The organism is Paeniglutamicibacter cryotolerans (genome assembly GCF_014190875.1).
In the GTDB taxonomy this organism is placed as follows: Bacteria; Actinomycetota; Actinomycetes; order Actinomycetales; family Micrococcaceae; genus Paeniglutamicibacter; species Paeniglutamicibacter cryotolerans.
In genome coordinates this window covers 1,656,137-1,671,830 of the sequence record NZ_JACHVS010000001.1, presented here as the reverse complement: position 1 = coordinate 1,671,830, position 15,694 = coordinate 1,656,137, and the positions used below count along the sequence as shown (strand labels likewise).

Here is a 15,694-nt window from a genome sequence, read left to right as displayed (position 1 = left end):
AGCCGGCCCCGATCAGGGGATTTCCGGCTACGGCAGGTTTGGGCCGGGCGCAGCAGTGATGCGCTCCGGATGCGTGTATACATTCACGCTACTACCCCTGCTGAATCCTGCAAGTGTCATTCCCGCTTTGTCGGCGAGTTCCACTGCTAGCGAAGACGGTGCGCTGACGGCGCACAAGACGGGGATGCCGGCCAAATAGGCCTTCTGCACGAGCTCGAAGGAGGCCCGGCCCGAGACCTGCAGCACCGTTTCGCTCAGCGGCAGCCTTCCCTCGCGCAGCGCCCAGCCCACCACCTTGTCCACCGCGTTGTGCCGGCCCACATCCTCGCGCAGGCACAGCAGGTCACCAGAGGTGGAGAACAGCCCCGCCGCATGCACGCCGCCGGTCTTGGAGAACAGCGTCTGGTGTTCGCGCAGCACATCGGGCAGGCCGAGCAGCGTATCCAGCGCGATCCTCCCCGACTCCGCGGCAAGGGCGAAGCGGGAGGTCTTAGCCACGGCGTCGATGGATGCGGTACCGCAGATGCCACAGGCGCTGGTGGTGTAGACGTGGCGGTCCAGCGACGGGTCAGGGACCTGCGCCCCCTCGCCGAGTTGCGCCTCGACCACGTTGAAAGTCTGCATCCCGTTCTCGTCCTCGCCGGCGCAGTAGCGCAGCGACGGCAGGTGCTCGGGATGCCAAATGACTCCCTCGCCGGTCAGGAAGCCGGCGACCAGGTCGAAGTCGTCGCCGGGGGTGCGCATGGTAATACTGAAGGTGCGGGCGCCGAGGCGGATCTCCAGCGGTTCCTCGGCCGCCATCGTCTCCTCGCGCTCGCGTGACTGACCCTCCAGGGTCATTCGGGTAATGCGGCGCCGCGTGGTGATTCTGCCCATCAGAAAGTCCTTGCTTCATCGGCCGGCGCACAGGTGCGGCGCTCGGGGAAAATCGTCGGTGGCATCGGCCACCTCACCACGGTAGCGGCAGATAGGGCACCGGGGCACCTTGTGCCACACCGTGGGGAGGCAGCACCAGGATCGCGTCGGCCTCGCCGAGGCCGCGCATCATCGCCGATGCGACATGCTCCGCGGGGGCCAGCGCATCGACCCCGCCGGCCGCGACCCAGCGGGCGGGAACCAGCCGGTGCCGCCCCGGCAGCGGCTGGATCTCCAGGGCGCTGACGGCCATGCACGGCGCGGAGGCCGGGCGTCCGGTGGCACCGCGCAGGATCGGTTCGACCAGGGTCATCAGCGCCATCAGCGCCGCCAGCGGGTTGCCGGGCAACGCTGCCAGCAGCCGCCCGTCGGGGAAACGCGACAGCATGGCCGGGTGGCCGGGGCGCATGTCGATGGAATCGATGAGAACCTCGGCCCCGAGCGCCGCCGCGGCGGGACGCAGGTGGTCGATATCCGAATGTCCGGTGCCGCCTGTGCTGATGATCAGCTGCGCCGACCTGGCCTCGGGAGAATCGAGTGCGGCGATGGTCAGTGCCCGGTCATCACCGATCCGTTGCGCCCCGGCGGGAACCCCGCCCAGGAACCGCGTGCAGGCAGGCAGCACCGGACCGAAGGAGTCGCGCACCTGTCCAGGGGCCGGGGTGCCCGAGGCAATGACCTCGTCACCGGTGAAGAGCAGCCGCACCGGCGGGCAGCCCACCGTTTCGATCTCGTCGTACCCGGCGATCGCCGCGACGGCAACAAGGCCGGGGGTCAGCAGGGCCCCCGCGCCGATCAGCATCTCGCCCACCGCTGCCTCGCGTCCGGCCGGACGGATATCGACGCCCGGAATCGGTTCGGTGGTGGCCGTGAGCGCCGTGCCCCGCAACAGCGACTGCTCGCTGCGCAGGATGGCGGTGCAGCCGGCGGGGACCACTCCCCCGGTGACGATCCGCGCGGCCTGGCCGGCGGACAGCATCCCAGGGTCGGCCCGATGGTCCACGCGCGCGTCGACCAGGTCCCAGCCGCCGGGTCCGGAGACGGCGTACCCGTCCATGGCCGAGGTGGCGCAGTGCGGGATGGGATAGCGGGCGGCCAGGTCGGCGGCCAGCACCTGCCCAACGGCTTCCTGGAGCGGGCGCGTGATGATGGTGCGTTGCAACGCAGCTCCTGCGGCGTACGCCAGCTCCCGGGCCGCGGGCCAGCTCGAGGAACTCATGTCGATTCGGTGCCCTGATCCTCCAGGTACGCGGCCAATACCGAGCGCACGTGTGCTGCAGCCGCTTCCATCGCCTGGGCCGCTGGCGCCTGCCCGGCCCCCACCGCAAGCCCTGCTGCATAGCCCGCGATGTAGGTGGTCAGTGGCGCGGCGGGACGTACTATGCCGTGTGCAGCGTCCCCCGCCAAATCCAGTATCTCGTTGATGTCGATGTCGGTTCCGGCGAGTTCGAAGTCCGCCAAAAGCCGCCGAACCCAGGGTTCAAGCGCGCTGTCCAATGCCATGTTTCCTCCTGCCGCGGGGGCTCGATGCGCCCCGCCTAATCCTTGACCGGCATGTCGATGCCGTACCGCCCGACGTCGGCCGGGGTATCGATGTCGCTGAAATCCAGGTCCTTCAGCTTCAGCCGCTCTATCTGCACTGTAGCAAGCAAGCGCATCATGCTCGCATTCTCCAGCGTCCCGGCGACGGCCGACGCGTCGGCGATGGCGGCGCGCAGGGCATTCGTGCCAATCACGCAACCCAGCGGCTGCAGGCGCCCCTCGCCGTCGACCGGCACCCAGGCGGTGCTTCCTGCATCGGACCCGCTGTTGACTGCGGCGGCGAGGACTGCCGTGACGAGCAGTCCCGGTTCGAGCAGGTCGGCCGCTATCACCACGGTGTGCACCGCGGCCTTCTCCACGTCGCCAGGTAATGCGTCCAGGGCTTGTCGACCGGCGGCGACCGCGGCAGCCGGCCCACCATAGGCCGGATCTTCGCGGGTCACCAGCACCCGCTGTCCGGCGGGCGCCCCCACGGCATAGCCATCGACCACGGCGTTGAGTTCCGGTGTCCCAACCACGACGATGTGCTCGGCCCCCGCCACGGCATCCAGTGCGCACGCCAGCAGGCTCCGACCGTTGCGGGTCAGCAGCGGCTTTGCCACTCCCCCCAGCCGGGACCCACGGCCTCCGGCAACGATGATCGCATCAAAGCTCACGCGGCCTCCTCTTCCAGGAACGGGCTCCAGTCGGCGGCTGGACGTTCGAGCCCGGTGATGAACCATTTGGCGCCGCGCGGCCTGACCGGCTTGGTGACCAGCTTCCAGCCCAACTGGCGCAGGGTTTTATCCGCCTTCCTGCTATTGCAGCTTTGGCAACAGGCCACGAGGTTCTCCCAGCTATCGGCACCCCCGCGGGATCTGGGGGTGATGTGATCAACGGTAGTCGCTGCGTGACCGCAATAGCCGCAACGGTTACCGTCCCGACGCAACACGCCCCGGCGTGATACCTGCGCCGAGTCCCGGTACGGAAGCCTGATGTAGCGGTGCAGCAGAATCACCGTCGGCCGTGAAAGGACGCTGTGCGGCCCCACGACCGGATCCGATTCGTCCTCGGCCAGGACGCTCGCCTTACCCGTGAGCACAAGCAACAGCGCACGGCGGAAGGTGATGACCGCCAGCGGTTCGTATCCGGCATTCAGTACTAGGGTTCGCATCGGCGTTCCTCGTGTCCTGACGGGCCCTGCTCCATCTTGCACCAAGATGGCTGCACGGCGTCCAGCATGGGCTTTCGTTTTCCAAGACTAAGCCCGGTGGAGGAACCATGGGAGGATTTTTCGCCTGCACCCATGTGGCAATGGTGGTTTTTCACCCGAGGTTCATCGCCAGTTGGGTTTCACCGACTTCCCGGTGCCCCGATTACGGCGCCGGGGTGAAGCCCTTCTTAAACGTGGCGCCGCCGTCGGATCCCACGATTCCGGTGTCAGGGGCGACCCGGTTCCGGATACATCGGCAGAGAGCTCCGCGGCGCCGGCCATTCCGCTGGTGGTTCCGCAGGGCTTCCGGCACGGTCCTCCCCATCGTTTGAGGGGATCGCCTTCCGTCCAGGAAGCGGTGAGGGGGCCGCGGATACCGTGGCCCCGGGAGCGCAACCGGAGGCCAGGAGGAGCGCTTCCCCGAGCGTCCTCGACGACTTGGCCAAGTCGGTGCTGTTCGATCAGGTGGTCACATCTTTGTGGGATCCGTGGGGTGGCCGGGGTTCGCGGAAACGCGCCAGTGCCGGTGTCGCCTGAAAGGGTCTGCGCTCCACTGCCTCGGCTGCCCAGGGCCGGAAGGGATCCGTTCCGTGCGGGGCTCCGGCGGGCGGAGGGCCGGCTCCCGACGTCTGGGCGGTTTGCCCCGCCACGGTTGCGTGTCCGGGGGTCCCGGGCTGCAGATGCCTTGCCAGGGCTTCCGCCAGGGGCAGGACCAGCGGAACGACCCGAGCTGCCGCGGTCCAGTGGTGCATTCCGGCGGGCATCGGCAATAGGGTCATGGATCCGTTCCAGGGTCGCTCGCCGCTCACGGGACAACGCCACCTTGGTTAAGCACAGAACCCCCGCTCCATGGGAGCGGGGGTTCTGCGGGAAGTGCGTTGCGCCTACTTGGCCAGCGTGTAGTAGCCGAAGAGCGGGTTGCGGGTGACACTGTGGATGAGCGTGCCCACGGACGGGTTCTGGGCACCGATCATCTTGCCGCCGCCGAGGTAGATTCCGACGTGGCCTCCACCGTTCTGGAACACCAAGTCGCCCGGCTGCGGGTTGCTGGTGCGCTTGAACTGGCCGGAGCTGCGGATCGCAGAGGTGCCACGGGCGATGTTGATTCCGTGCTGGGCGTAGACGTACTTTACGAAGCCGGAGCAGTCCCAGCCCGAGGGAGTGTTGCCGCCCCAGACGTAGGGGACGCCGACGTAGCGGGCCGCGGTTGCGGAGATGCCCGAAAGGCTGGAGCTGACAACGGTGGACTCTTCCGCTGAAACCTGCGGAGCCGGAGCATTGCTGGTGGTTCCCGAGGCGCGGCTGGAGCGGGTCATCGGGGCCATGGAAGCGGCCGAGGCGTTACCCGACGAACGGGTCACCGGAGCGGCTGTGTTACCCGACGAACGGGTCACCGGAGCGGCTGTGTTACCCGACGAACGGGTCACCGGAGCGGCGGTGTTCGCAGTGGAAGCCCGGACGGTGGTTGCCACCGCGACGACGACGGGGGCCGGAGCCGGCTTCGAGGTCAGTTCGGCGCGCTCGATGTCGAGGGCCTTGACCTTGGACTTGGAGACGGTAACTGCCTTGACCGCAACGCGGTCAGCAGAGAGACCTTCAACCGGAGCCGCTGAGGCTTCACGGGTGGGCGCGCCCTGCGAAACACCGAGGGTCAGGACCAGGCCCGATGCCGCAGCGATGACGGCTGCCTGGCGACCGACGGAGCCGGCGTTCGAAGACACTGCCTTCGAGATGGCTTCCAGCGGGTTTGTTCGTACCGGAGTCGCACGGTGGCGGCCCAGAATTTCACGCTTAGACACTATTAATTACCTCTCCCAATGCCTGCGAGGTGAGCTGTCGGATTCGAGTGGGAGTCACTCGGCAGTCAGCTTCCGTATGGAATCTGACCACTTAACCCCTAGGATCCTTGCGGATCCGAAATTTGGGTCCCCCGCCACTGCCAAGCGATTTCTGAACGGACCTCGGTCGGTGGCAGTGCTCGGCACTCCGCCCGAAGGTGCCAGGGCAATGATGCCCGGGCACATGTAAACAATATCTGAAGCGATTCCAAAAGTCACGTTCTGATCACGAAATGGTGATCATTCGGTTACAACCAGCCGCGGGGGTTAACTGTCTTGCCATTGACGAGCACCTCGAAGTGCAGGTGGCAGCCCGTGGAATTGCCCGTGGTGCCGCTAAGCGAGACAAGCTGCCCGCGCTCGACCTTCTGTCCCACGGAGACCTTGAGGGCCGAGTTGTGGTTGTAGGTGGTCTGCAGACCGTTTCCGTGATCCACGCGAACTCGCTGGCCAGAGTGCCCGGCCCATTCGGACTGGACGACGATACCGGCAGCGGCAGCCTTGACCGGCGTTCCACACTGGATTCCGTAGTCCATGCCACTGTGGATCATGGTGCCGGGTCCGGTCGGATTGTTGCGGAACCCGTATTCGGAGGTGATCCGGATGGTGCTCAGCGGTTCCGAAAGCACGCCGGCGGTTGCGATCTTGGTGACGTCACCGCCCGAGGCGGCCATGATCGAGGTGAGCTTGTCCTCCTTGGTGAAGGAGCTGGAGACCGAGGCTCGCTCAATGACGAGGTCCCGTCCGGTCGGCGCTGTCACATCGGCAACGACTGCGTGGGAAACGCGTGCGTCCGAGGCGGACGGCGCCGCGTTGGACTCGGGAACCAGGGCGCTCGCGGCGGCGAAGGCCAGCCCGGACACGGCTGCGACTGCAGCGATCTTCGTGGCAAATCCGCGGGCCTGACGTGGGGCTTGGGGTTTGAAGCGCAGGACGTTGTCCAGCTCATCGGCATCCTGCGTCGCAACGGCGGCCGGGACTTCAAAGGTTTTGGGGTGTTCCTCGACGGTACCGAGGACGGCATCCTCGACCGGGAGGCCGTAGCGCATGGAAGCACTGAATCGGCGGCCCGTGTAGTTCGCGGCAGCGTCCTGATCGAGGATCGGGGCATCGGCCACGACGGCCAGGGAACGGCGGCCGGCGCGACGGGGGCGCGCTGCATCCAGTTCGAGGGCGACACCGGCAATGGCCTCCAAGTGGAGCTTCGCAGGTGCTGCGTCTACTGGTCCGGACGCACGACGCCGCCCGGCAGTCTTCTGCTGTGTCAACTGACTACCTCTCATGACGCTTGCGAAGTTAGCTGTCGGATTCGAGTCTGAGATTGACTCGGTCGGCCCGCTACTTTGACGGGCTCGACTTCACCCCAAGGCCGCGATGTATCACCGCATGCCGTTTGAGTTGGGTCCTCCGCCCCTGCCGATGTGCTTTTGAGGTCACTCTCGGTCCGCCGGCAGGGCTCAGCGTTTCGGACCGAAATGGAAAAAACTGGTTTATTCCGAAATGCAACCCTACGGCTAAATATCCGTAGTTACAATTCCGTTATCAATCAACCCGGCGAACAAACACATGCGCGCTGACCTCAGCCGGAAGCTCCAGGGCCCCCTCGATCCCCTGAACCCGCACCAGCACATACTCACCGGCCCGTTCAAGCGTGACTAGGGCGCCGGGGCGAATCCCGCCCTCATTGAGCTGCACCAACAGCTCGGGTTCGACCTGAATGGTCTCGGCCAGGCGCTCGACCCGCACGGGGCCAGTGTTTCCTTCCAGCAACGCAGCATCGAGATTTTCAACACGTGCCGATATTTCCGAGACCTCCGGACCACCGAGCGCCTCGAGACCCGGGATCGGATTCCCATACGGCGAGGATTCAGGCTCGCCCAGCAACGCGTAAAGGCGCTTCTCGACACGCTCACTCATCACGTGCTCCCAGCGGCAGGCCTCTTCGTGCACGTATTCCCAATCAAGTCCGATCACATCGGCCAGCAGCCGCTCTGCCAGGCGGTGCTTGCGCATCACCTCGGTGGCCAGCTGGCGCCCTGCGACGGTCAGCTCCAGGTGTCGGTCAGGGGTCACGACGACAAGCCCGTCACGTTCCATGCGCGCAACGGTCTGCGAAACGGTGGGACCGGAGTGGTTCAGCCGCTCGGCGATGCGAGCCCGCAACGCAACAATGGACTCCTCCTCGAGTTCGAGGATGGTCCGAAGGTACATTTCGGTGGTATCGATGAGGTCAGACACGGCTGCCGCTCCTGCAAGTAGTTGAAATGGTTGGACTCCGTCACCAACTCTATCCGTTAACAAAGTCCATCCGGTTCCGCTTTCCCCACCCTCATGCTGGATCATTGATGCGGGGCGGAAGGGCGCCGATGCGCACCCGCTGCCTCCCACCGAATAATCATTGAGGAGCAGCATGAGCACCGTCCTGACCATTCCCGAAGAACTCCTGCCCGCAGATGGCCGCTTCGGAGCCGGTCCGTCAAAGGTCCGGGCCGAGCAGATCCAGGCGATTTCCCAGGCCGGCACCGCTCTGCTGGGCACCTCGCACCGTCAGGCACCGGTGAAGAACCTGGTCCGCGACATCCAGGCGGGTCTGCTCTCCTTCTTCAAGGCGCCAGCGGGCTACGAGGTAGTGCTCGGCGTTGGCGGATCCACCGCCTTTTGGGACATCGCAGCCTTCGGCCTGGTCGAGAAAAAGGCACAGCACCTGAGCTTCGGCGAGTTCGGATCAAAGTTCGCCTCGGCGACGGACAAGGCCCCGTTCCTCGATGCCTCCTCGATCATCACCTCGGCGCCCGGCAGCTGCCCGGTACCGGTGGCCGAGGCTGGCGTCGATGTGTATGCCTGGCCGCAGAACGAGACCTCCACCGGCGTCGTGGCACCGGTAACCCGCGTCGAGGGGGCCGATGCCGGCGCACTCATCGTCGTGGACGCCACCTCGGCAGCCGGCGGCCTGGCCGTCGACGTCTCCGAGACAGATGTCTACTACTTCGCCCCGCAGAAGAACTTCGCCTCCGACGGCGGCCTGTGGATCGCACTCTTCTCACCCGCGGCCATCGAGCGCGCGGAACGCATCGCCGCCTCGGACCGCTGGGTTCCGGACTTCCTGAACCTGAAGACCGCCATCGACAATTCGCGCCTGAACCAGACGTACAACACACCGTCGTTGACCACATTGGTGGGTCTCAATGCCCAGATCCAGTGGCTGAACGCCAACGGCGGCATCGACTTCGCCTCCGCGCGCACCGCGGATTCGGCCTCGCGCATCTACTCGTGGGCCGAGGCCTCCGCCACGGCAACCCCATACGTCGTGCGTCCAGAGGACCGCTCCAACGTGATCGCCACCATCGACTTCGACGATTCGGTGGATGCCTCGGCAATCGCCAAGACACTGCGCGCCAACGGCGTCGTGGACGTAGAGCCCTACCGCAAGCTCGGCCGCAACCAGCTGCGCATCGCCACCTTCGTTGCCATCGAGCCCGATGACATCACCGCGCTGCTCAAGTGCATCGACTACGTCTTGGACAACAGCTGATCCTCATGGACTGAGGTGCCGGGGAAGGGAGCGGGCGCCTCCTTCCCCGGCACCTTCTCCCGCTCTCGCCACGGCTGGCGTCGGCGGCGGGGGCTCCGGGCACGCAAAAGGGGCCGCCCCGGTACCGACGCACCTGCGTCGGTACCGGGGCGGCCCCTTGGCCTCTGACCTTTAGCTAGGCTTCCGAGGTGCCTGCTTCGGCATCGTCGCCGAAGTGCTCTCCGCCTTCTTCACCCTCCGCGGCAGCGACCAGAGCCAAGGCGACCGCCTCGGCCTCGGCCGCAGCCACTTCCTGTTCCTGGGCCAGCTCCTCGGGACGCACCCGAGCAGCCCACGGCACCCATTCAGGGGCAAGCAGCGCATCGGGGCCGGGCAGTAGCCCCACCTCACACACCGTGATGTCCTGGGCCTTGGCGCGCGGGATCCGGGACAGCGTGGCGTACCAGTGCCATCCCCCATAGCCGCTGACCAGCGCCTCGAAGCGGTGGGTGACGAGCCGTTCGCCGTCACAGACCACCTCGACGTGGGTTCCCACGGATTCGGGGGCAGCTACTTCGAGCAGCGCCTCACGGGCGCGGTCGACCGCCGCGGCCAGTATCTCGTCAAGTTTTGCCTTGCGTGCCATCGGGTTACGCGTCGAGATCGTCGGCTACGGCCCGGAGGACGGAGGCGATCGTCGCGCCCTGGCCCTTTTCCGGGTAACGGCCGCTACGCAGGCCGTTGGAGACGGTGTCGAGCAGCTTGATCAGGTCCTCGACCAGCAGCGCGGTGGTCTCGGCCGGCTTACGCTTGGCCCGGACCACCGACGGGGCGACATCAAGGATGCGCACGCTCAGGGCCTGGGCACCCTTGCGGCCCTCGGCAACGCCGAATTCCATACGGGTCCCTGGGCGCACCTCGGTGGTGCCGGCTGGCAGTGCCGAGGCGTTGAGGTACACCTCTTGACCGTCATCGGTCACCAGGAATCCGAAACCCTTCGAAGGCTCGTACCATTTCACTTTGCCGGTGGGCACTCTTGCTTACCTCGTTCTTGCGTCACGGCCGTCCAGGATCGTTCTCCCGTCCGGCTTCCGGATCCCGGCGCCGGGTTCCGTCGGGCCGCCATGGCCGTTCGGGCGCAATCCGCCGGGGAAGTCTATTCCTCTAGGGTACGACATGGACCGCTCCGCCGCGGGCTTTGCCCTAAGCTTGCTATTTAACCTCTGGCGGAAAGTCTGTTGACTTTCCGCGCCTCAATCGACGTGTCATGACACGATAAGCGGCCCTCGTTTCTCATGCTGTTTGGTACCAACAAGACAGCAAAAGGACCGAGGGCCGTGGCGATGAGTATGCATGAATGTTCCGGTGAATCGCAAGCCTCCTGCCCCGAGCAGCAATTCGATGCGTTCCGGCCAAGCTACTACCACTGCCTCACCCGTAGGGCCGATGCGCTCTTCGAACTCACCGATGCATTGCTGTGTACCCAGGGGAAAGTCACCGACCTGGCCCACCTGTCCCTGGAACCCGAGCACCACCGCGGCTACGGCGCCCTGTATGACGCGGTGAACTCCGGGAACATCAACCACGCGGCACTGAAAACCCTCATCGGGGCGCTGCCCGTGCCCAAGATCCCGGGCCCCGATGGCCGGGAAGGAATCGTGCTGGCGGTGGACGTGTCGAACTGGCTGAGACCGGACGCCGCCTGCAGCCCCGGGCGCGCGTTCTGCCACACCTACGCCCGCAACGGGCAAGCGCAAATGGTTCCGGGGTGGCCTTATTCTTTCGTGGCCGCACTGGAATCCGGAGCCACCTCCTGGACCGCGCTACTGGACGTGGTGCGGCTGCGCCCTGGCGATGACGCGACCGCGATCACCGCAGATCAGCTCCGGAGCGTCGTTGACCGGTTGAGCGCCACCGGGCAGCAACAGAGCACAGATCCCGAGGTCTTGGTGGTCATGGATGCCGGCTACGACGTGACCCGTCTGGCTTGGCTGCTCCAAGACCTGCCGGTGGTGCTGGTGGCCCGGTTGCGCTCGGATACGGGTGTTCTACGCCCCGGCCGGGGCACGCCGCGGACCGACCAAGGGCCGGCCGCCGCGCCACGGAGCCAAGCTGGCTCTGCGCGATCCGGCCACACACCCGGACCCTGTGCACCGTTCGGTCCAGGAACTGGAGCGGTACGGAGCCGTGAGCACGGTCGCGTTCGAGCGGATGCACCAAAAAATCGACACCAGGGCTGGGTGCAAGGATTCCCACGGTTCCCCACCCCTCATCGAAGGCACGGTGATCGGACTGAACGTCGAACACCTGCCCGGTGGGCAGCCACCAAAGCCGATGTGGCTGTGGGCGTCCAAACCCGTCCCCGGCGATGTCCGGGAGGTGGATCACTGGTGGTCCATGTACCTGCGTCGCTTCGATATCGAGCACACGTTCCGCTTCCTGAAACAGAACCTGGGCTGGGCCCGGCCCCACCTGCGGGAACCGAATGCGGCAGACCGCTGGACCTGGATCGTGATCGCGGCGCACACCTCGCTGCGGCTGGTGCGGCCAATGGCCATTGAGTGCCGCTTGCCGTGGCAACAGCCCATTCCAGAGTCCAAGGTGACCCCGGGAAGAGTCCGGGCGACCTATCGGCGTGCCTGCCGGGACGCGGTCGACCCGGCGAACCCGCCGATAGCTTCCACGGCTGGTCCGGGACGTCCCCGAGGCGGCGTGAATCGGGTCAAACCCGTGACCCAGCCCGTCGGGCTGGCCCACTACAAAGGTTAAATGCCAAGCTAAGCCGTCCCGCTGTAAGCTTTTAACTCGTGAACACCTCCCCCGCGACCCCCACCCCACACCGCATGCTGGTCCTGAGCGCAGTTGCCATCGCAGCTGTTTCGCTGCTCTCCCTGATCACGAGCCTCATCCAGTACGCATTCTCGGTCCAGCCTTGGACGGCGCTCTTCGCCATCGCGCTCTATGGGTTGCCGGTAGCCTTCATCCTGCTGATGGTGGTGCTGGGACTGACTTGGTTCGAGCGCCGGCGTTCCTAACTGGTCAGGGCGTCAAGCTTTCGCCTGAATCGCGTTCGGATAACACTCAGGAAACATTCAGTTTCAGAGAGCAGACTGTGAATCATGAACGCGAAGACCCCCGAAGCGAAGTTGTTGGTCGTCGATGACGAACCGAATATCCGCGAACTGCTCTCCACCTCCCTGCGCTTTGCCGGATTCGATGTGGTTGCCGCCGCCAACGGCCGCGAGGCATTGGCTGCCGTGGAAAAGGAAGCCCCGGACCTCGCTGTGCTCGACGTGATGCTGCCGGACATGGACGGCTTCACCGTCACCCGCCGGCTGCGCGCCGCCGGGAAGCACTTCCCCGTCTTGTTCCTCACGGCACGCGATGACACCGAGGACAAGGTCACCGGGCTGACTGTCGGCGGCGACGACTACGTCACCAAGCCCTTCAGCCTGGACGAGGTGGTGGCCCGCATCCGCGCCGTGCTGCGCCGCACCCAGCCGGCCGAGGACGACGACGCGGTCATCCGCGTGGACGATCTGGAACTCGACGACGACGCCCATGAGGTGCGCCGGGCCGGCGAGGTCATCGAGCTCTCCCCGACCGAGTTCAAGTTGCTGCGCTACCTGATGATGAACCCGAACCGGGTGCTCTCCAAGGCCCAGATCCTCGACCACGTCTGGGAATACGACTTCAACGGGGACGCATCCATCGTCGAGTCCTACATTTCCTACCTGCGCCGCAAGATCGACTCTAGGCCCGAGTGGCCCTCACTGATCCAGACCAAGCGCGGGGTCGGCTACCTGATGCGCTCCTCCGAACGCCGCTAAGGGCCAGCTCCATCGTGCACAAGCTGCGTCGCTTCTGGCGACAGATCTCCCTGCGATCCAAACTGGTCGCGCTGATGAGCATGCTCATGATCCTCGGGATCCTGGTCACCGCCGTCAGCTCCGCCCAGTCGCTGCGGCTGATGCTGACCGCCCAGACCGACAGCGATCTGAGCGCGAACAGCGCGACGCTGAACTCGGTGATGTACAACGCCTACGCCGGAATCGCCAAGGTCGATGCGCGAAGCGGGCTCCTGCGTTTCTACGGGGACATCCGCGACGACGAGGGAACGCTGAAGTACCAGCTGCCGCTCCCCAAGAAGGTCGGCGGACAGGCAGCGGACATACCGAATCTGACCACAGCCGTCGTCGATAAGCTGCGCTCCGAGAGCCCGGCTGCGATCACCGTTCCGGGCACCCAGCCGGGCTCCGCCGGCTGGCGGGTGCGCACCTATGAGATGGACGCTACCGGCTACCTGATGACCATCGGCCTGCCGTTGCAGTCGGTGGACGACACGGTGAACAAGGCCGCACTGCTGATCATATCCACGGGCATGCTCGCCACGCTGCTGATGTCGATGATTGCCTACGGAATCACCAGCCGTGCATTCACGCCGCTGCTGCGCGTCGAACGCACGGCCGCGGCGATTGCTGCGGGCGACCTCTCGCGACGCGTTGAGGAATACCCCCCGGAGACCGAGGTCGGGCGGCTCTCGCGGTCGCTGAACGCCATGCTCGCCCACATCGAACACGCCTTCCGCGGGCGTGCAGAATCCGAACGCAAGATGCGACGCTTCATCCAGGATGCTTCACACGAGCTGCGTACCCCGTTGGTGACCATCCAGGGGTACTCGGAGTTCTACCGTCAGGGAGGCCTAGCGGACCCCGACCAGCTGGCGATGGCCATGGGCCGAATCGAGGCCGAGGCCAAGCGCATGGGCCAGCTCGTTGAGGACCTGCTGCTGCTGGCCAGGCTGGACGAACAGCGGCCGCTGGAGCGCCGCCCCCTGGATCTGCTCATGCTCGCCGGGGATGCTGCCGAGGATGCCCGGGTCAACGCCCCGGACCGTGTGGTCCGGCTGGTCGGGTTGCAGGGTGGCGCTCCGGGCAGGGCGCCGACGGCAGGCGACGAGCCCAGGCTGCGCCAAGTCGTGGCGAACCTGATGACCAATGCCCTGCGCTACACCCCCGCAGGCAGTCCCATGGAGATTGCCGTGGGTGTGCTTCCGGTGATCAACGGGCGTTCCGATGCGGTGCTGGAGATCCGCGACCATGGACCTGGTATCTCCGAGGAGGAGGCCGGGCGCGTCTTCGAGCGCTTCTACCGGGCGGACTCCTCGCGTCAGCGCGAAACCGGCGGCTCCGGACTGGGGCTGGCGATCGTCGCGGCGATCGTCAAACAGCACGACGGCTCGATCCGGCTCAACGAGACCCCCGGCGGCGGAGCGACCATGTCCATCCACCTTCCCTACGTCCCGCCCGACTCCTCCTCCACCGACGACTCCTCGGACTAGATCCATCCCACGGCCCGGCCCTCCCCCGGATCAGGGTTCGTGCCGCTAGTCCTACGCTGGGTTCGGGTGCCACCATCCGGCGGCACCCGGACCCGATTCAAGGGGGCACACGAAGATCATGAGCACATTTGCCGCCAATACGGCCGAGATGCGGTCCCGCAGCCTGGCCGTGCAGAACACCATCGAGCGACTCCGCGGAGACGTCAACGCCTTGCAATCTGGACTGCAGGATCTGGCGTCCACCTGGCAGGGATCCGCTTCGGCCAACTTCCAGTCGGTGATCGCCGACTGGCGGGCCACCCAGTCGCGCGTCGAGGATTCACTGACCGGCATCGGCACGGCACTGACCCGAGCCTCAGAGTTCTATGACCAGGCCGAGCAGACCAATGCCGCGATGTTCACGTACTAGGAGCACCGGGGCCGGGCAGGCCGGCGCTAGGCTGGGATCGTGGCAATACTGATCGACCCGCCCCTGTGGCCGGCCCACGGAACCCTGTTTTCCCATCTGGTCTCCGATACTTCCATCGAGGAGCTCCATGCGTTCGCGCGGACCGCCGGCCTGCCTGAACGGGCCTTCGACCGTGACCACTACGACGTTCCACAGCGGCGCCAGGCCACCCTCGTGGCCGCCGGGGCCCTGCCGGTCAGCGCCAGCGAGCTGGTGCGGAGGCTGCTGCGTTCGGGACTCCGGATCCCAGCCCGCGAACGCCCCGAGCGGTTGGACGCAGTACTGTTGGCCCGTTGGGAAGTGCTGCTCCCCGGCGCACCGCAGCTGGGCCGGGACCTGCTCACCCGCTGGTCGGAGGAACACCGCAGCTACCACGACAGGGCGCATCTGCTCGCCGTTCTCGCAGCAATCGACAGGCTGGTCTCCGCGGGCGAACCCTCCGGGGCCCATCCCCGCGCCGTGGTTTTGGCTGCCTGGTTCCACGACGCCGTCTATGCCGGGGTTCCCGGTGGGGACGAGGAAGCTTCTGCCGCCTTGGCCGCCGCGCTGCTGCCCGGCGCCGGCATCGGCGGCCCGGAATGCGCCGAGGTTATCCGGCTCGTCCGGCTCACGGCCACGCACCGCCCCATGGCCGCAGACGCGGCCGGGGCCCTGCTTTGCGACGCGGACCTCGAGGTACTTGGCAGGTCCACTGGAGCGTATGCCCGCTATGCGCAGTCCGTTCACCGCGAGTATGCCCATGTCCCGGAGGCGATTTTCCGGGATGGCCGGGCTCGTATCCTGTCCGCGCTGTTGGAATCCGGCTCGCTCTACTCCACGCCCACTGGCGCCGCGCTATGGGAAGGATCGGCCCGGGCGAACCTAACGGCCGAAATCACCGCACTGAGGTCCGCCGGATAGCGGTGAC

At 66.2% G+C, this 15,694-nt stretch carries 17 protein-coding genes, 1 pseudogene and 2 riboswitches; of the genes and pseudogenes, 8 read left to right on the top strand and 10 right to left on the bottom strand.

Translation table 11 applies throughout. The features are described from left to right. Window positions 1–27: 27 nt before the first annotated feature. From fdhD to E9229_RS07850, 8 genes are all read right to left on the bottom strand, one after another. Window positions 28–876: a formate dehydrogenase accessory sulfurtransferase FdhD gene (fdhD, locus tag E9229_RS07885; RefSeq protein ID WP_183510686.1), complete on the bottom strand. Its 849-nt coding sequence runs from the start codon at window positions 874–876 to the stop codon at window positions 28–30. Between the two features lie 73 nt (window positions 877–949). Continuing rightward, complete coding sequence (locus E9229_RS07880; protein WP_183510685.1) at window positions 950–2,134, bottom strand: molybdopterin molybdotransferase MoeA; 1,185 nt, start codon at window positions 2,132–2,134, stop codon at window positions 950–952. Next, window positions 2,131–2,418, bottom strand: a complete 288-nt coding sequence (locus E9229_RS07875; protein ID WP_183510684.1) for a DUF6457 domain-containing protein — start codon at window positions 2,416–2,418, stop codon at window positions 2,131–2,133. The genes E9229_RS07880 and E9229_RS07875 overlap by 4 nt, the downstream gene beginning before the upstream one ends. Before the next feature lie 35 nt (window positions 2,419–2,453). Next, window positions 2,454–3,113 (bottom strand): molybdenum cofactor guanylyltransferase, encoded by a 660-nt coding sequence (mobA, locus tag E9229_RS07870; RefSeq protein WP_183510683.1) that lies wholly within the window; start codon window positions 3,111–3,113, stop codon window positions 2,454–2,456. Further along, on the bottom strand, window positions 3,110–3,610 hold the full coding sequence (locus E9229_RS07865) for an HNH endonuclease (RefSeq protein WP_183510682.1): 501 nt from the start codon (window positions 3,608–3,610) through the stop codon (window positions 3,110–3,112). Before E9229_RS07865 ends, mobA begins: the two co-directional genes overlap by 4 nt. A 923-nt stretch (window positions 3,611–4,533) precedes the next feature. After that, on the bottom strand, window positions 4,534–5,448 hold the full coding sequence (locus tag E9229_RS19325) for a C40 family peptidase (protein WP_312855631.1): 915 nt from the start codon (window positions 5,446–5,448) through the stop codon (window positions 4,534–4,536). Window positions 5,449–5,453: 5 nt separating this feature from the next. After that, window positions 5,454–5,605: riboswitch (cyclic di-AMP (ydaO/yuaA leader) on the bottom strand. A gap of 130 nt (window positions 5,606–5,735) precedes the next feature. Beyond that, window positions 5,736–6,755: a M23 family metallopeptidase gene (locus tag E9229_RS07855; protein ID WP_246380425.1), complete on the bottom strand. Its 1,020-nt coding sequence runs from the start codon at window positions 6,753–6,755 to the stop codon at window positions 5,736–5,738. Between the two features lie 3 nt (window positions 6,756–6,758). Continuing rightward, window positions 6,759–6,923: riboswitch (cyclic di-AMP (ydaO/yuaA leader) on the bottom strand. A 106-nt stretch (window positions 6,924–7,029) separates the two neighbouring features. Further along, window positions 7,030–7,725 (bottom strand): metal-dependent transcriptional regulator, encoded by a 696-nt coding sequence (locus E9229_RS07850; RefSeq protein ID WP_183510680.1) that lies wholly within the window; start codon window positions 7,723–7,725, stop codon window positions 7,030–7,032. Between the two features lie 172 nt (window positions 7,726–7,897). On the opposite strand from E9229_RS07850, the gene serC reads away from it, so the two are divergent. Next, window positions 7,898–9,019, top strand: coding sequence for a phosphoserine transaminase (gene serC, locus E9229_RS07845; protein ID WP_183510679.1), 1,122 nt, complete (start codon window positions 7,898–7,900; stop codon window positions 9,017–9,019). A gap of 175 nt (window positions 9,020–9,194) precedes the next feature. Here serC and E9229_RS07840 read toward each other — a convergent pair whose 3' ends face one another. Together E9229_RS07840 and E9229_RS07835 are read right to left on the bottom strand one after the other, a co-directional pair. Next, window positions 9,195–9,644, bottom strand: a complete 450-nt coding sequence (locus E9229_RS07840; protein ID WP_183510678.1) for a DUF3027 domain-containing protein — start codon at window positions 9,642–9,644, stop codon at window positions 9,195–9,197. A gap of 4 nt (window positions 9,645–9,648) precedes the next feature. Then, window positions 9,649–10,032: a cold-shock protein gene (locus tag E9229_RS07835; RefSeq protein WP_183510677.1), complete on the bottom strand. Its 384-nt coding sequence runs from the start codon at window positions 10,030–10,032 to the stop codon at window positions 9,649–9,651. Between the two features lie 261 nt (window positions 10,033–10,293). Between E9229_RS07835 and E9229_RS20035 the strand changes: the two are divergent. The 7 genes and pseudogenes from E9229_RS20035 to E9229_RS07805 all read left to right on the top strand — a co-directional run. Next, a pseudogene (locus E9229_RS20035) lies at window positions 10,294–11,079 on the top strand (transposase); the annotation flags it as partial. Between the two features lie 130 nt (window positions 11,080–11,209). Next, window positions 11,210–11,767: a transposase gene (locus tag E9229_RS19320; RefSeq protein ID WP_407671358.1), complete on the top strand. Its 558-nt coding sequence runs from the start codon at window positions 11,210–11,212 to the stop codon at window positions 11,765–11,767. A 38-nt stretch (window positions 11,768–11,805) separates the two neighbouring features. Continuing rightward, a complete protein-coding gene (locus tag E9229_RS07825) occupies window positions 11,806–12,033 on the top strand; it encodes a hypothetical protein (protein WP_183510675.1) in 228 nt (75 codons plus the stop codon). An 84-nt stretch (window positions 12,034–12,117) separates the two neighbouring features. Next, window positions 12,118–12,828 carry a response regulator transcription factor gene (locus E9229_RS07820; RefSeq protein ID WP_183510674.1) on the top strand — a complete coding sequence of 237 codons (711 nt, stop codon included), beginning with the start codon at window positions 12,118–12,120 and terminating at the stop codon, window positions 12,826–12,828. Between the two features lie 14 nt (window positions 12,829–12,842). After that, a complete protein-coding gene (locus tag E9229_RS07815; protein ID WP_312855630.1) occupies window positions 12,843–14,339 on the top strand; it encodes a sensor histidine kinase in 1,497 nt (498 codons plus the stop codon). A 118-nt stretch (window positions 14,340–14,457) separates the two neighbouring features. Further along, window positions 14,458–14,748 (top strand): WXG100 family type VII secretion target, encoded by a 291-nt coding sequence (locus tag E9229_RS07810; protein ID WP_183510673.1) that lies wholly within the window; start codon window positions 14,458–14,460, stop codon window positions 14,746–14,748. A 39-nt stretch (window positions 14,749–14,787) separates the two neighbouring features. Next, window positions 14,788–15,687: a DUF4031 domain-containing protein gene (locus E9229_RS07805; RefSeq protein ID WP_183510672.1), complete on the top strand. Its 900-nt coding sequence runs from the start codon at window positions 14,788–14,790 to the stop codon at window positions 15,685–15,687. The last annotated feature ends 7 nt before the right edge of the window (window positions 15,688–15,694 follow it).

What these genes read in the sequence shown, in the direction of transcription:
- fdhD (WP_183510686.1), bottom strand. Translation starts at nt 876, where the DNA reads ATGGGCAGAATCACCACGCGGCGCCGCATTACCCGAATGACCCTGGAG.
- E9229_RS07880 (WP_183510685.1), bottom strand. Translation starts at nt 2,134, where the DNA reads ATGAGTTCCTCGAGCTGGCCCGCGGCCCGGGAGCTGGCGTACGCCGCA.
- E9229_RS07875 (WP_183510684.1), bottom strand. Translation starts at nt 2,418, where the DNA reads ATGGCATTGGACAGCGCGCTTGAACCCTGGGTTCGGCGGCTTTTGGCG.
- E9229_RS07865 (WP_183510682.1), bottom strand. Translation starts at nt 3,610, where the DNA reads ATGCGAACCCTAGTACTGAATGCCGGATACGAACCGCTGGCGGTCATC.
- serC (WP_183510679.1), top strand. Translation starts at nt 7,898, where the DNA reads ATGAGCACCGTCCTGACCATTCCCGAAGAACTCCTGCCCGCAGATGGC.
- E9229_RS07840 (WP_183510678.1), bottom strand. Translation starts at nt 9,644, where the DNA reads ATGGCACGCAAGGCAAAACTTGACGAGATACTGGCCGCGGCGGTCGAC.
- E9229_RS19320 (WP_407671358.1), top strand. Translation starts at nt 11,210, where the DNA reads ATGCACCAAAAAATCGACACCAGGGCTGGGTGCAAGGATTCCCACGGT.
- E9229_RS07820 (WP_183510674.1), top strand. Translation starts at nt 12,118, where the DNA reads ATGAACGCGAAGACCCCCGAAGCGAAGTTGTTGGTCGTCGATGACGAA.
- E9229_RS07810 (WP_183510673.1), top strand. Translation starts at nt 14,458, where the DNA reads ATGAGCACATTTGCCGCCAATACGGCCGAGATGCGGTCCCGCAGCCTG.